This is a genomic window from Falsirhodobacter halotolerans, assembly GCF_022899245.1.
In the GTDB taxonomy this organism is placed as follows: Bacteria; Pseudomonadota; Alphaproteobacteria; order Rhodobacterales; family Rhodobacteraceae; genus Falsirhodobacter; species Falsirhodobacter halotolerans.
In genome coordinates this window covers 223,768-238,861 of record NZ_JALJAZ010000002.1, presented here as the reverse complement: position 1 = coordinate 238,861, position 15,094 = coordinate 223,768, and the positions used below count along the sequence as shown (strand labels likewise).

The 15,094-nt window shown below is 61.5% G+C and carries 14 protein-coding genes; 7 read left to right on the top strand and 7 right to left on the bottom strand.

Annotated elements, in window-relative coordinates:
• Window positions 1–960 (top strand): ATP-binding protein, encoded by a 960-nt coding sequence (locus tag MU449_RS14510; RefSeq protein ID WP_244739356.1) that lies wholly within the window; start codon window positions 1–3, stop codon window positions 958–960.
• A 2-nt stretch (window positions 961–962) separates the two neighbouring features.
• Window positions 963–1,892 carry a TniQ family protein gene (locus MU449_RS14505; protein ID WP_244739355.1) on the top strand — a complete coding sequence of 310 codons (930 nt, stop codon included), beginning with the start codon at window positions 963–965 and terminating at the stop codon, window positions 1,890–1,892.
• 827 nt (window positions 1,893–2,719) lie between these two features.
• On the opposite strand, the gene MU449_RS14500 is transcribed toward MU449_RS14505, so the two are convergent.
• The 7 genes from MU449_RS14500 to MU449_RS14470 all read right to left on the bottom strand — a co-directional run bounded on the left by MU449_RS14500 (window position 2,720) and on the right by MU449_RS14470 (window position 9,693).
• Window positions 2,720–3,457: a FadR/GntR family transcriptional regulator gene (locus MU449_RS14500; RefSeq protein ID WP_244739354.1), complete on the bottom strand. Its 738-nt coding sequence runs from the start codon at window positions 3,455–3,457 to the stop codon at window positions 2,720–2,722.
• 344 nt (window positions 3,458–3,801) lie between these two features.
• Window positions 3,802–4,845, bottom strand: coding sequence for an Ldh family oxidoreductase (locus MU449_RS14495; protein ID WP_244739353.1), 1,044 nt, complete (start codon window positions 4,843–4,845; stop codon window positions 3,802–3,804).
• A complete protein-coding gene (locus tag MU449_RS14490) occupies window positions 4,845–5,807 on the bottom strand; it encodes a phosphoglycerate dehydrogenase (RefSeq protein WP_244739352.1) in 963 nt (320 codons plus the stop codon). The genes MU449_RS14495 and MU449_RS14490 overlap by 1 nt, the downstream gene beginning before the upstream one ends.
• Window positions 5,804–6,691 (bottom strand): dihydrodipicolinate synthase family protein, encoded by an 888-nt coding sequence (locus MU449_RS14485; RefSeq protein WP_244739350.1) that lies wholly within the window; start codon window positions 6,689–6,691, stop codon window positions 5,804–5,806. Before MU449_RS14485 ends, MU449_RS14490 begins: the two co-directional genes overlap by 4 nt.
• 11 nt (window positions 6,692–6,702) lie before the next feature.
• A complete protein-coding gene (locus tag MU449_RS14480) occupies window positions 6,703–8,187 on the bottom strand; it encodes a tripartite tricarboxylate transporter permease (RefSeq protein WP_244739348.1) in 1,485 nt (494 codons plus the stop codon).
• A gap of 60 nt (window positions 8,188–8,247) precedes the next feature.
• Window positions 8,248–9,204 carry a Bug family tripartite tricarboxylate transporter substrate binding protein gene (locus MU449_RS14475; RefSeq protein WP_244739347.1) on the bottom strand — a complete coding sequence of 319 codons (957 nt, stop codon included), beginning with the start codon at window positions 9,202–9,204 and terminating at the stop codon, window positions 8,248–8,250.
• 24 nt (window positions 9,205–9,228) lie between these two features.
• Window positions 9,229–9,693 carry a tripartite tricarboxylate transporter TctB family protein gene (locus tag MU449_RS14470; RefSeq protein ID WP_244739346.1) on the bottom strand — a complete coding sequence of 155 codons (465 nt, stop codon included), beginning with the start codon at window positions 9,691–9,693 and terminating at the stop codon, window positions 9,229–9,231.
• 615 nt (window positions 9,694–10,308) lie between these two features.
• Here MU449_RS14470 and MU449_RS14465 point away from each other — a divergent pair.
• The 5 genes from MU449_RS14465 (at window position 10,309) to MU449_RS14445 (ending at window position 14,987) form a co-directional block, all read left to right on the top strand.
• Window positions 10,309–11,250 carry a LysR family transcriptional regulator gene (locus tag MU449_RS14465; protein ID WP_244739345.1) on the top strand — a complete coding sequence of 314 codons (942 nt, stop codon included), beginning with the start codon at window positions 10,309–10,311 and terminating at the stop codon, window positions 11,248–11,250.
• Between the two features lie 216 nt (window positions 11,251–11,466).
• Window positions 11,467–12,447 (top strand): TRAP transporter substrate-binding protein, encoded by a 981-nt coding sequence (locus MU449_RS14460; RefSeq protein ID WP_244739344.1) that lies wholly within the window; start codon window positions 11,467–11,469, stop codon window positions 12,445–12,447.
• Window positions 12,444–13,220 (top strand): maleate cis-trans isomerase family protein, encoded by a 777-nt coding sequence (locus MU449_RS14455; RefSeq protein ID WP_244739343.1) that lies wholly within the window; start codon window positions 12,444–12,446, stop codon window positions 13,218–13,220. The genes MU449_RS14460 and MU449_RS14455 overlap by 4 nt, the downstream gene beginning before the upstream one ends.
• A complete protein-coding gene (locus tag MU449_RS14450) occupies window positions 13,213–13,707 on the top strand; it encodes a TRAP transporter small permease (RefSeq protein WP_244739341.1) in 495 nt (164 codons plus the stop codon). Before MU449_RS14455 ends, MU449_RS14450 begins: the two co-directional genes overlap by 8 nt.
• Window positions 13,707–14,987, top strand: coding sequence for a TRAP transporter large permease (locus MU449_RS14445; RefSeq protein WP_244739340.1), 1,281 nt, complete (start codon window positions 13,707–13,709; stop codon window positions 14,985–14,987). The genes MU449_RS14450 and MU449_RS14445 overlap by 1 nt, the downstream gene beginning before the upstream one ends.
• Window positions 14,988–15,094 lie beyond the last annotated feature (107 nt).

The following is a 15,094-nucleotide window of genomic DNA, read 5'->3' as shown; positions in this document are numbered from 1 at the left end:
ATGCCCAACCCTGCTGAAGCCGCTCAAATTCTGCAGAAACTGCGCAAACTCCGCGTCGATACATCGCGGGACGCCGGATTCATTACCCATCTCAACCGGCTGCTGTTACGGGATGAGGCGGGCAACCTCTTGCCCGAGCCACTGCGCTTTTCTGCGGGGCGCGAGACCCGTGGCGTGATGGTGGTGGATGGTGCTGGTGGCGGCAAGACCACGCTGATCTCCCGCGCTCTGGAACGGCACCCGGTTTTGTCGGGTGTCACGGGGCGGCACTACCTTGATGCCAGCGTGCCCAGTCCTGCCACCTTCAAGAGCATGATCGGCGCGCTGTTGCAGCGCAGCGGTTACCCGGTGATTACGTCCAATCGTGAGGGCTGGAGCCTTTGGGAAACTCTTCGGGGTCGGCTCAAGGATCAGGGCATTATTGTCCTCTGGATCGACGAGGCCCATGACCTGTTTTGTGCGGATCGCCACTTGATTTTGCGCGCCCTCAAATCCATGATGCAAGGGGACGAGGCTGTCATCCCGATCCTGTCCGGCACCGAGAGGCTGCATGAGATCGTCCGTTCCGACCCGCAGGTCCAGCGCCGGCTTTCGACGCTGATCCTGAAGCCGGTTTCGGAAGCGACTGATGGAGCAGAATTCTTCGCAGTAATGCGGGAATATTGCCGGATCGCCGGGCTTGAGCCACCGCTGGACAGTGATCTGATCCCGCGCTTGTTCCATGGGGCACGTTATCGGTTCGGCCGCTGCATCGAAACCTTGGTCGGCGCCATCGAGTTTGCTCTGGAGGCACAGGCATCCCGCTTGGATATTGTCTACTTTGCGGAGTTCTGGGCGATGCAGGAGGGCTGCCCGCCTGGCAGCAATGTCTTCCTTGCACCGGACTGGCCGCAGATCAATCCCGATAGGGACGAGGCGGATGACATGCCTGTGCGCGGGCGGTCACGGCGGCGGGCATGAGCATGGCACACCTGTTTCCCCTGCTACCGTTCTGCACGGACGAAACCCATTGGTCATGGGCGGCTCGCATGGCCGCCCTCCATATTCGTGGCCCCATTGGCATCTTCCTGCGTGATCTCGGCCTTGATCCTTATTTGCTGTCCATCGGCGACGTGGGTGAGGTAACCCGCCTGTGCGTGATTGCCGGGCAGGACCCGAAACCAGTGTTGCGAAACACCGTGACGCAGCATAGCAGCCGGAGCTGGCGCCTTGGGAAAGAAGCGTTGACCGACTGTCTATGCCCACAGCAGGAACTCCGCTTTTGTCCAGCCTGTCTGGCAGAGGACGATGCCATGGCGGACGGTCAGGACATTGCTATCCACCGGCGAGAAAGGCTGATTTGGCGGCTGAAGCCAATCAACTCCTGTCCAAAACACCGGCTGCCCCTGATCCGTCGTGAACGATCTGACTCGGCTGTTGGTAAGGGCGTCTTCGCCGACTGCGTGCCTGAAACCGCCACCATGCTCTTGGATATTGCGGACCATGCTGAGCCTTGTCTGGGTTCGTCGCTCCAGACTTATATCGCCGACCGGCTTGCAGGTCGCCCTGGCCCGGCATGGCCGGACAGTCTGCCTCTGGAACCGGTGATCAGGATTACCGCACAATTGGGCGCAGCGTTGAAGGGCGGGCCGTATGTCGTGTTCGATGACCTTCCTGACACAGAGCAGGACGTCGCCTCGGCCTGCGGCTGGAGCTACATCGCCAAAGGAGAAGCGGGCATCCGACACGCGTTGCAAGTTCTACAGGCCGGTTTCGAGACAAACGACTCGACCTGCATTATCAAACATTGGCGGGCTTTCGTGCCATTGGACGATGTCCTCTGGCATCCCCCTCTATGCCGACCACTCCGTAGAATCTTCGATGAGCGTTTTGCCAGTATTCCTGGAAACTGACCCACAATGAAGGCTAAGATTCGGTTTACCCTTCCACCATCCATCTGTTTGTTAGTCAGGCCGCCCTCCGGGCGGCCTTTTTCTTTGGTTTAGGCGAAAGTTTCGATGGTCACGAATTGCGCGGAAAATGGCCAAACTTCGAAAACGGGCGATTCATGAATGAAGCAAAATCAACGATTTACGCCTAGTAAACTGGTGCGAGGTGGCCACTTTTTCAGTGGTCAGACAACACGCTAACCTTAAGTGCGACGATCGAGATAAGATTTTACGTGAACGGCATAGCGAGCGACGTTCATTCCGGGGGGATCGTCGTCCATTGGCAGACTTGCGAAGTACATGGCTTCACGCCCTTGTATAAGCCGATGTTTTTTTGCCTGAATATCACGAAGGTTTTCGCTCTGCTCGACCCGGCATCAGGGCACCACACCACCGCCCTCGAGTTGACCTGCAACCCCCTCCCTCCGCACGCTACCTTTATAAAGCCAACCTGGCTTGACCCATGAGGAACAACCGCGTCGAAGATCGCCAGCGGTTGCAGGACCTCTGATCGGAGCTGCGTCAGCTTCAGGCCGGACCTGCACCCGGACTGAAGCGGCACCCCGACGGAACGCCGATCATGGCAGAGATCAACGCTTGGACGGACAAGGTCGGCCTGCCCCCATCGGGTGGGCCGGTCTAGATCTTAATGTGTGATGGGCCTTGGTGCCAAGGCAGGAGATGATCGGGTTGCGGTCGCTGCACTGTGCATAGTCAGAAATTGATGAGGCAATGTAAGGCGCTTGGTTTGGAACCCGATTGATTTCGCCCGCCCAAAAAATAAGAGCCACTCATTCATTATTTTGGTTGGTTTGATGGCGCAAATCAATTGTAATACCGCCGAAAAGCCTGTTTTGCGAGCAGACAATGTGCCGCCGCATCAGGTTCGCGGCAGCATCACCGTCTGCCGAGGCTATGGCAAGATAGATGCCGCGATGCTCGTCCAGCACACGTTGAAGACCAACTTGCCCCTCTCGCAACAGCGATTGCCCGTGCATCTTCATTCCCACAGAAATCTGTTCGTGCAAGGCGCGCATTGTCGCTTCGAAATAGGAATTGTTCGCCCCTTTCGCCACCGCCATGTGAAATGTAAAATCCGCATCCTCACGATGCATTGTTGATCCGGTCGCAACGCCCATCAGATCCAACGCGCGCTTGATCTCCGAAAGTAACCTGTCATCGCGACGTTCCGCGGCCAGCCGTGCCGTTTGTGGCTCGACCGTGAGGCGGAATTCATAGCAGCGTTGGATGTCGGCGATGGTTTCGATGCGGCCGAAGCCAAGGGTGTTCACGTGCCGTACGCTGACGAAATTGCCGGCACCCTGACGCGAGACGATGTAACCTTCCGATCGCAACCGCTCCAAGGCGTCGCGCAGGACAGGGCGTGACACGCCGAATTCCGTCGCCAGAAGCATCTCCGAGGGGAGCTTCTGTTCGGGTGCGTATTCACCATTGCTGATCCGCCCGTAAATCGAGTTGTAGACGTGATCGGCAAAGGACGGACGCGTTTTCGGCTGACGCTCTTTCAAAGTTTTTTCCTAATCAATGTCGTCATGAGCGCGAGGGCAACACATCAATTATCTTTGGCTTTCGCCCGTCGGCAAGCGTGGCTTGCTCCGGGCATCGTGGCGGCGCGTGCAGTGGTGGTCGGAATCCAGAGCCCAAAATCGACCGATACGGGCTGTTACCTGCCCTATCAAGGGGATTTCGATATGGTCATGGCCCAGTGTCACGACCAAGGACTTACGCCGATCGAGGCGGTGATTTTTGGCATCCTTGGGACGGGCGAGGGCAATCTGCGAACGTGCTCAGCGCGCCGTCCCATGCGGCGCGCCTTGCGTATGCAGAAGGATCCGTCGCCTGACATCGACACTCAGATTAAGGGTGCGGGAAAATCAAGCTGATATCTCTCGGCCTCGGCCGCCAGGTCGTCGACAATACCTGGATAAAATCTGACCCCGGATGCCAAGGCCTCGGCCTTGCGCGCCAAAGCTGCCTGGCCGGGCAGACGGACCGGGTGCGCAGGATCACGTGGATGCGAGGCGCGGCAGGCGTCCGCCAGCCAGCCCATCTGGCGCAGGAACGCGTCCACCCCACCGAACGCTTGCGGATCATGGACCGAGATGGTCACGGCCGCATTTGTGCCCGCCGGCGCGTCGGCCCGGCCATATCCCGCCAGCCCTTGGGTCAGCGCTTCCACCGAAAGGGCCATTCCATATCCCTTCTGACCGTGATCCAGCCCGCCCGTCGGCAGCAAAGACCCGCCTTCGGACAAGGCCCTCGGATCGCGTGTGGGTGAGCCTTCGGAATCCATCAGCCAGTCATGGGGATAGGTCCGCCCCTCTCGCACCATGCGGGCGCACATGTTGGCTGTCGTGATCGACGCCGAAATGTCGATCAGGATCGGTGCACCGGGGGCCGGAATTCCCCAGGCCACAGGGTCGGGGGTGAAGACGCCCTGCGTGCCCCCGAACGGAGCAACCTGCGCACCCGACGGCGAGGACGACGCGATCGACGCCAGAAGGCCCTGATCGGTGGCGATATGCAGATAGGCGGCCAGTGCGCCGATGTGATGGCTGTCACCGATGACCAGCGTTGCCGTGCCGTGGGTCTGCGCGCGTTCGCAGGCCAGTTTGAGACCTTGCGAGGTCAGCCATGCCCCGGGCAGGCGCCTTCCACGCCAACAGATCGCCGCACCCCGGTCCGAGACGACCTCGGGCGCGCCTGCCTTTGTCATGACCCCATCCTCGATTCCGCGCAGATACCACGGGGCCAAGGCCAGACCGTGGGTCGTGTGCCCCATGAGGTCGGCTTCCAGAAGATAGGTCGCGACCGCGACCGCCTTGTCGGCCTCGAGGCCCGCTGCGATGAACAGGCGCGTGGCGAAATCCCGCATGGCGTCGGCATCATACGGCATCAGTCCAGCTCCTTGGAATTGAGGCATCGCGCGGGCCGGTTGCCCGCCATCAGCGTCTCGATATCCTCGCACACCATCAGGCCCATATTCTCCACCGCTTCCCGGGTATCGGCACCGGAATGCGGCATGAAGACCGCGCGGGGATGGGCGAAGATCGGGTGAGAGATGTCCGGCGGTTCGACGACGAACGCATCCAACGCAACGCCCCCAAGGCGGTCGGAGGAAAGCGCCGCGGCCACGGCATCCAGATCGACGACCTCGCCGCGGGCGAGGTTCAAGAGACAGGCCGACGGCTTCATCTTCGCCAGCTTTTCCGCGTTGATAAGCGCGGCGTTCCCCGCACCGCCGAACACGTGCAGCGACACGTAATCCGACTGCGCCAGCAGGTCGTCCAGCGGCAGGATGGTGACGCCCCACTCGGCCGCGAACGCCGTGTCGGGATAGGGATCGCTGGCCAGAACCCGCATTCCCAGGCCGGACGCCAACCGTGCCAATCGCTTGCCGATATTGCCGAATCCCACGATGCCAAGCGTCTTTCCGCCCAATTGTGTGCCGACTTTGCGGTCCCACCCCCCCGACACAACCGAGGCATGGCCGGATGGCATGTTGCGGGCCAGCGCGAACAGAAAGCCGATCGCCAGTTCGGCCACGGCATCGGCATTGGCGCCGGGAGTGTTCGTCACGGGCAGACCGGCTGCCGTGCAGGCCGGGATATCGATATTCTCGACGCCGACGCCATGCTTCAGCACGGCCTTCAGCGACGTGGCTTGCGCCAGCGTTTCCGGCGTGACCGCGACCAGTCCCACCACCAGATAATCGGCGCGGGCGATATGGTCGGACACACCGCCATCGGCGCGCGATGTGTCGGTGCAGCGCACCAGTTCCCACCCGTTCCGGGCGATGACGTCCGGCACGCGGCCATGCTTGCCGAAACCGGGCGACGTTGTCAGAACGACTGTCATTGCACCAATCCCCGCGACGTCATGATCTTGCGGATCGCCTCATCCTGCGCATTGTCGGGCAAAAGCGCGGGTTGGCGTGACAGACCAACCGAGCTGTCATTGGTATAGAGCGCGCGTTTGACCATCGCCGGGGGAAAGCCAAGGGCATAGAGATCCTTGCGAAGACCGGCGAAAACCTCTTGTGCCGCCTCGGCTTTCGGGATGTCGTTCTCATTGAAGGCGCGGATGATCGTTGCCAGAACGTCCGGTGCCACATTGCCCAGACCCGAGATCACGCCCGAGCACCCCTTTTGCAAACCCCACAGCACCAGATGATCGGGCGCGCAATAGACCTCGAAGCCGGGCACCTGCCGGGCAACCTCCAGATAGACCTCGACGCTTTCGGTCGACCCGCCGGAATCCTTGATGCCCTTGATGTTTCCATGGGTGGCGAGCGTCAGGGCCGTCTCCGCCTCGATATGGTTCTGGGTGCGTGCCGGAATGTCATAAAGATAGATGGGCGTCGCCACGGCATCCGCGACGGTCGAGAAGTGCCGCACCATGCCGTCCTGCGAGCAGGCGATGAAATAGGGCGTGATGACGGCCGTTCCGGCGAGTCCGAACCCATCGAAGGCTTTTGCCAGACGCACCGTTTCGAAGGTCGAAGGGCAGCCGGCATTGGCGATGATACGCCCACGACCGGCGACCTCATCCGCGACTTCCGCGACCAGACGGACCTTTTCATCGAACATCAGCGCGCTGAAGTCACCGTTCGTGCCGCAGACCATCAGATCGTTGCCGGCCTCGATTTGGCGGCGGGCATGGGCGCGTGTGGCGGCGAAGTTGATCGTCTCATCGTCGTTGAAGCACGTGACAAGCGCCACATAGGCATTGCGGGTCATCATCTATCCAGTTTTCATTTGAGTTGGGGTTGGTTGCGGCGTGCCTTTGCCTGCGCAAGCAGCGGAAGGAACAGCGACAGCGCCGCCAGCCCGAGAAAGACCAGCGTGATCGGCCCGGACAGGAACGCCCCCAGATCGTTATGCGTCTGCAACAGGCCGCGGCGAAGGTTTGCTTCCATCATGGGGCCGAGAATCAGCGCGATGCAAAGTGCCGGCTGACTGAAGCCGAATTTCTGCATTCCCCAGCCCAACACGCCAAAGCCGACCATCGTATAAAGATCGACCGGATTCAGGTTGATCGAATACGACCCGATGAAACAGAACACCACGATGGTCACCGCAAGGATGTGCTTGGGGATCATCAGAATGCGTGAGAATACCGGGATCAGTGCCATGCCGAAGATGAACATGAAGATCGTGGCGATGAACGTGCCGCCGAAAATGCCGACCACCACGTCGGGATTGGTGACGTAAAGCATCGGCCCCGGCGCCAACCCCTGGATCATCAACCCGCCCATCAGCACTGCCGTGACGACGTCGCCCGGAATCCCAAGTGCCAGTAGCGGAATGAGCGCCGCCGCGCAGACGGCGTTGTTGGCGCTTTCGGTGGCCGCAAGGCCGGGCGGGTAGCCCGTGCCGAACTTTTCAGGCGTTTTGGAGGAGCGTTTGGCTTCGTTATAGGCGATCCAGGAGGCGGTCCCCGATCCGGTGCCGGGAATGATGCCGATGATCGTCCCGATGATCGAGCCGCGGATCAGCGCGCCCCGGCTGTCGCGCATATCGGCGCGGGTTGGCCAGCGCCCCGCGACCTTGAGTGTGACTTTCTCGTCGCGGCCAAGCCGTTCGAGCTGGGTGAAAACCTCGGAAAGCGCGAACAGGCCGATCAGAGCGGGTGTGAACGCGAACCCCGAGGCGAACCCCGACAGTCCGAACGTGTAACGAAGTCCGCCCGTGATCGGATCGGCCCCAAAGCACGCGATCAGGATGCCGAGCAATCCCGAAATGACGCCCTTGAGAATGTCACCGGAAAGAGAGGCGATGATCGTCAGACCGAACAGCGCGAGCGCGAAATACTCGGCCGCGCCGAAGCGCAGCGCCACGCCCGCAAGCTGCGGCGCAAGCGTCGCCAGCACGACAGCCGCGAACAGCCCCCCGATGGTTGACGCGATCGTGGCCATGCCAAGCGCGCGACCCGCCTCGCCCTTCAGCGCCATCGGATAGCCGTCCAGAACGGTCGCCGCCGATGATGGTGTGCCGGGCGTCCGAAGCAGGATCGCCGAAATGCACCCCCCGTAGATGCCGCCGATATAGATGCCGATCAGCATGTTCAGGCCCATCACGGGCTGCATCCCGAAGGTCAGGGGAATAAGCAGCGCGACGCCCATCGTCGCGGTCAAACCCGGCAGGGCGCCGATGATCAACCCCCCAAGCGTGCCAAGGGCAATGACCCACAGCACCTCCAGATCGAACAGGGGTAGGAGATAGGAGAGAATGTCCATGAGCGTCCCGCAAAGCACGATGCCCGCCCCTGGAGGACGGGCATACGGTGGGTTTCAAGGTCAGTTGTTCATGCCTGTGAGGCCAAGATCGTCAATCGTCTGACGTGCGATCTCGCTGTCCGCCTCGGCCCTGGCGCGATAGCCTTCCGAATCCTCGAAGGTGACGAACTCACCCAGATCATCCATTGCCTTCAGGAATTCTTCGTCTTCCACCGCAGCGGCAAGCGCCTGCTGAAGCGTCGCCTGGACGTCTTCAGGAAGGCCTTGAGGGGCAATGATGCCCTTCCAGGACGACCAGGTGAAATCGACACCTTTTTCCACGGCCGTGGGCGTGTCGGGGAAAAGATCGATACGTTCGTCCTCCATCACGAAGATCGGCGTCATCTGCCCCGCCTCCGATGCGGCCAGAGCCTCCGCAGGAGAGGCAACCATCGCGTCGATATGCCCCCCGATGCAGGCGGTGCGCGCATCGGCAGCGCCCGGGTAGGGAACACTTTCGATCTTCACATTCGCAACCTTGGCGAATGCCTCGGCCGAGATGTGGCTGGCACCCCCTGCCCCCGAGTTTCCAACCTGCACCGGCGTGTCGCGGGCGTATTCCATGAAGCTGTCGAAGTCTTGGAATGGCGCGTTTGCGCACCCGACCAGCACCTGCAAGTTGCGTCCGAACAGGGCAACGAACCCGACTTCGTCAAGCTGATAATCCGTCCCACCCATATGCGGCAACAATGAGATGGGCCCTTGCGCGCCGGTTCCCAGCGTATAGCCATCCGGACGGGCATGAATGGCCGCCGACGTGCCGATCGATCCGCCGCCGCCCGGTTGGTTGCGAACCACGACGCGTGCATTCGGCAGGTGTCTTGTCAGGCTTTCGGCCAGCAGGCGAACGGATAGGTCTGTCCCACCGCCCGCCGAATACGGCACGATAATCTGGATCGGGCGTTCAGGATACTGCGCGAGTGCAGCCGTCGCCAGAAACGAGGCCGCCGTCGCAGCCAGTGCGGCAGTGATTTTCATGTTTTCCTCCAATCAGTGAAATTGTCAGGGCAGCCAGACATTCAAAAGCTGCGTGAACCCCCAATAGATCGCCCCTGTCACGATGCCGGGCACCAGCAGCAGAACGAGGGGCCTGCGCTCGCCAAAGAGCGCCAGCGCGGCGACAAATATGAGGAGGGTAGAGGCGAGATATCCGATCGCCGTGAATGCTATCGCATAGCCGACAAGCAAAACGGCCAGACAACTCAGCCGGGCTATCGTGCCATAAGACAGGCCCTGCGCAGACTCCTTATCTCCCGTCCGGGGGCCGCCCCGCAAAGCCCGAATAATGAGCCAGATGGACAAAAGAGCAATTCCGCCGATCATGATCCACGGAATCAGGGTGGGCCCCGCCCCGCTGCTCGCGCCGACCGGGCGCATCAGCGATGTGCGCCACGCCATGAACGCGCAAAGAGCCAGAAGCCCCGCGCCAATGATCACATCGCTCTGCCCGCGAACCTTGTTTCGCATGACCCTACCTCCCCAAGCCCCGCGTCATGAGGCCTCTCCAACCCTGACGGTAAGTAAGCGTTGTAAACTTGTCAAACATAGATGGCGATCAATTTCGATCATGCGCCCGAAAATTGGCTCATTTTATCCTAACTGGCCTGACACGCATGTTAACTGGTAAGATTTCAGATTGATGATCACGTATCGTGCCGGAAAACGGGCATCGCCTTATCGCGTGGAATTTCATCAAAAAGCCCGCGTGAGGGACAACTGCCCACCTAAAGCTGCGCTTACGTGCGCCTTCAGACCGTCGGGTGTCGGGGGCGGTTGCCTTGCGCCCGGGGTCCCTCGATCATGATCAGAGTCTCCCGTTTTTGAAATTGGTAGTGAGCGGGTGGTTTCCAAAGGCGCGCGCCAAAAGAGCCATCAGGAAGAGCAAACGTCCGGCCCGCTGCGAGCGGCGTCACGTTGCCGAGCGGGCAGTGTCACCTGACGGCGTTGCCATCATAGCGCCGGAGGATGATCGCGCGGTACGGGTCGCCCAAGGGCGGTCACTGCCAAATGGTCGGCACCACGTTCTGTCGTTACGACAATTCTGCCTTGCGCTGAACCGCATTTGCGCCTTCGTTGAAGTCAATGCCACCTCTGGACATCGCCATGCACGATCTGCCGGTCTCATTTCGCACCCTCCGATACATCGTGGAAACCGCAAACTACGGCAGTGTGACCGAGGCTGCGCGACGTCTGTCCGTTTCCCAGCCCTCCATATCCTCGGCATTGGCGCAGGCGGAACGGGATCTGGGGGTGCAGATCTTCGTGCGTCATCATGCGCGGGGAATGACCCTGTCGGTGCCGGGCCAACGTCTGGTCGATGCCGCCCGCCAGCTTCTCGAACAGACGGGCGAGTTCGCCGATACGGTGCAGAACCTTGGCCATCCGCTGCGTGGAGAAATCGTGGTGGGCAGTTTTCCTACCCTCGCCATGCGGTATATGCCACGGATCATCGGCAGTTTTACCAAGGCCTTCCCAGAAATCACGGTGCGGCTGGTCGAAGGCGATCATACGGAACTTCTGGCGGGGCTGGACGATGGCGGGATCGAGGTCGCGCTGGCCTATGACTTCGCCCTGCCTCCTGTTGTTCATGCGCATCCGTTGAACGTTTTACCGCCCCATGCCCTGTTGTCGCCGGATCATCCGCGGGCGGCAGACCTGTCGGTGCGCCTGGCCGACCTGACGGACGAGCCTTTCATCCTGTTGGACCTGCCCCATTCGCGGGATTACTTCTTCGGCCTTTTCACGTCATGCGGTCTGCGCCCGAATATCGGCTTTCGCAGCCGTTCGCCGGAACTGGTGCGGGGCCTTGTCGGAAATGGTCGGGGGTTTTCCATCCATAACGTCCTGCCCTTGGGATCGGTCGCCTATGACGGCAGCCAAGTGGCGATGGTCCCGCTGCAGGACAGTTTGCCGCCGGTCCGGACGATGCTTCTTCACACGTCCCACAGCGATATGCGACCAGCGGTAAAGGTGTTTTCAGACCACGTCCGCGCGGCATTCCACAACGGAACCTTCGCGTTATAGGCCCAGCCTTCGCATTGCGAAGATTCGCATGACCCTTGCCTTGGATAGGCGCACATTATCCTTGGCATAGGGGCCGGTTTTCTCGTTTCCGTTTTTCACAAGTCGCTGAAATATTGGCCTTAATATCAAGCCAATGCCGCTGTTTTATACGCGAATTCCTGTTGCCGACCGGCGCTTCGGATGCCGATCATGGATCAAAATCAGCAGGAGGTTCCATTGAAACACGTTGCAGCGGCACTCGGGATGTCGGCCTTTGCCACCTTGTTCATGACGGCGGCGGCGGTGGCCGATACGCGTATGCGATTGGCCGTCGAGACGACCAGCGGCGACCCCACCCACGTCATGCTCTCCACCTTCCGGGACAGGCTTCAGGCCAGCGCGGGCGACGCGGTGGCGATCCAGTTCAACGATGGCGGATCGCTGGGCGACGAAAATGCGCTGGCCGAACTGATCCGCGCGGGCGCGGTGGATGTGATTCCGATGGGATCGGACGGGGTGGCAGCACTGGACAGCCATTTTTCGGTGTTCGACACCCCCTTCCTGTTTGCCAGCAAGGAACAGGCGCGCGCCGCACTGGACGGGGAATTCGGTCAGGTCATGGCCGCCTCCCTGCGCGAAAACGCCAACCTCGAGGTTCTGGCCTTCGGCGAATTGGGCGTGCGCGTCATCAGCAATTCCAAGCGCGAGGTCGTGACCCCCGCCGACCTGTCCGGTCTGAAATTGCGCACTCCGTCCAGCCCAACGCGCATGATGGCCTTCACCACCTTGGGCGCGATCCCGACGAACTTGCCCTTGGGCGAGGTTTACATGGGCCTGCGTCAGGGCGTGATCGATGGACAGGAAAATCCGCTGTCGGTCATCAAGGAGTTTTCGTTGCACGAGGCGCAGCCCTTCATCTCGCTGACCAATCACATCTACACCCCGATCACGCTGGTGATGAACGGCGCCGCGTTCGACGCGCTGAGCGAGGATATGAAAACGCAGGTGAAAGCCGCCGCGCAAGCGGGTGTTGAAACCACCCGCATTCTGTCGGACGAAAGCGACGCCAAGCTTGTGGAGGAGTTCCGCACCGCTGGCGTCACCGTGACCGAGCCCGACATCGCCGCCTTCCAGGCCGCGGCCGAGCCGGTGCGGGCCGAAATTGCCAAAGTGGTGACGCCCGACTTCATGACATCGGTGCAGGGCATGATCCAGTGAACATCGCCCCCAGATCCTATCCGCTTTTCATGCCCGACGGTTCGGGCGATCTGGCCCGCATCGGCCTGATCTACATCGCCTCCTCCGTCGTGATGGAGGAGGAGATGTGGGCCATGTCCGCGCCCGGCGTGTCCACCCACACCGCGCGCATTCGTCTGCCCAAGGTCACCGTCGAGGGGATCGAGGAAATGATGAATGCGCCGGAACTGGAAACCGCCGCCCGCCACGCCGCCGCCGCCCCGATCGACGTCTTGTGCTTCGGCGGCACAAGCGCGTCGTTCCTGCACGGCACAGCGTATGACAAGGCGCTGATCCGCAAGATCGAAGGCTGGACGCCTGGGCCGAAAGTCACCACCGCCTCCACCGCGACGCTGGCCGCCCTGGCGCAGGTGGGGGCGGGAAAGGTTGCGCTGGCGACGCCTTATGTCGGGGCGATCCACGACCGTGCCATCCGCTTCTTGACGGAAAACGGGCACGAGGTGGTGAAAGGCGCCCATCTGGATATCACCGACGATCATGCCTTGGCTGAGGTGTCGATCGAGCAGGTCTATGATCACGTCCTGTCGGTCGATCACCCCGACGCCACGGCCATCTTTATCTCGTGCACGAATTTCCGCAGCGTGGCGGGGATCGCCGCTTTGGAAAAAGAGCTGGGCAAGCCCGTCATCTCGGCCATTCAGGCATCGTTCTGGCATTGCCTGCATCTGGCGGGGGCCAAGGGGGCAAAACCGGGATATGGGCGTCTGTTCGCGGGGTATGAAGCGGATGTCTGACGTCGTGACAAGCCCGACCGCCCCGAAGGGCACCCTGCGTCGAAGCGCCACGACGGTGGTGGAAGTGGCGGCGATCGTCCTGTTGGTCGGCCTTGTCGCACTGGTGTTGTGCAACTCCATCGGGCGATATCTCTTCTCCCGCCCCTTGCCATGGACGGAAGAAGTGGTGACCGCCCTTCTGATGTGGCTGGGGGGCCTTGGCATCACCGTGGCCGCCCTGCGCAACGGGCTGATCGCCTGCTCCATCTGGACGGCGCGGCTGCGCCCTCGGGGTCGGCGGGTTCTGCGCATCACGCAGAACCTGTTCGGCATTGCCACCATGGCCGCGCTCGCATGGTTCGCATGGCAATACATGGGCATTTTCGGATCCGACCGTTCCCCCCTGATCGGGATGCCCAAAGCGGTGCCCATCAGCGGCATCATCGGCTGCGCGGCGGGCTTGTCGCTGGCCTTCGTCATCGACCTCATCGCGCCGGAGGAATTGTGATGCTCGGACTTGCTGCCATCACCTTGGGCGTCTTGTGCCTGCTTGTGCTGATCGGAATGCCGGTGGTGATCTCGCTGGTCGCCTCGGTCCTGATGTTTCTGGCCGTGTCGGGCGGGTGGGCGCTGGCCTTGCCGCAACAGGTGCTGTCGGGCGTGGCCGACTATCTGCTGATCACCCTGCCGCTGTTCATTCTGGCAGGGGGGATCATGAACGCCACCGGCATTGCCGACAAGCTGTTCGATTTCGGTGGCGCGCTGGTTGGTTGGATGCGGGGCGGCCTGGCCCATGTGGACGTCGCGGCCAGCGTCATGTTCGGCGGCATGATCGGCACATCCGTCGCCGATCTGGCGGGAACGGGGTCGGTCACGATCCCCAAGATGAAGGCGCATGGATATCCCGGTCCCTTCGCGGCGGCGGTGACGGCCACATCGTCGGGCATCGGCGTGCTGATCCCGCCCAGTTCACCGATGATCCTGTATTCCGTGGTGACCGGCACGTCGCTTGGCGCGCTGTTTCTGGCGGGGATCGTTCCCGGTCTGCTGATGGCGGCGGTGATGATGGTCACCATCTCCATCCTTGCGCGCCGGAACGGGTGGCAGCCGATGAATTCGTTCGAATGGTCGCGCGTGGTAAAAACGGGGGGACATGCGATCCTGCCGTTGGGAATGCCCGCAATGATCCTTGGCGGACTTGTGTTCGGCATCTTCACCGCGACCGAAGCCGGGGCCTTCGCCGTCGCCTATGCGCTGGTGCTGGCGGGGGTGGTCTATCGCACGCTCACCTTGCCCAAGATGCGGCAGGCGCTTGTGGATTCCGTCATCCTGACCGGCGAAGTGCTGATGGTCGTGGGCTTTTCCACGGCCCTCGGCTGGGCCTTGTCGCAAGCGGGCGTGCCGGCAGCGCTTGCCTTGGGGATCGACACGATCTTCCCGTTCGAAAGCGTGACGATGCGGATCTTCGTCCTGCTGGGGCTGGTGCTGATTGCGGGGATGGTGCTGGATCCGCTGATCCCGATGATCATGCCCGTGCTTTTGCCCTCCTTGCTTGCAATGGATGTCGACCTCGTGCATTTCGGCGTGCTGATCGTGATGACCGTGGTGATCGGCCAGGTGACGCCCCCCGTGGCCATCGCCCTTCTGGTTGCCGCAAAGATCGGCAAGGACGACATATGGGCCGTAACCCAGGCGAACATGCCGTTTTTCTATGCCCTGATCGTGGCCCTGATCATGTTGACGCTGTTCCCCGCCCTGTCAACGACACTGCCCGCCTTGATGAACTGAGGGGTCTTCGAGGCATCGTCGGGCCGCCCCTTCGGGGGCGGGACGGCGCTGACCCGCGCGACATCCTGAGGACCGCCGAAATCACGACCGTAAGCGAACACAAACAG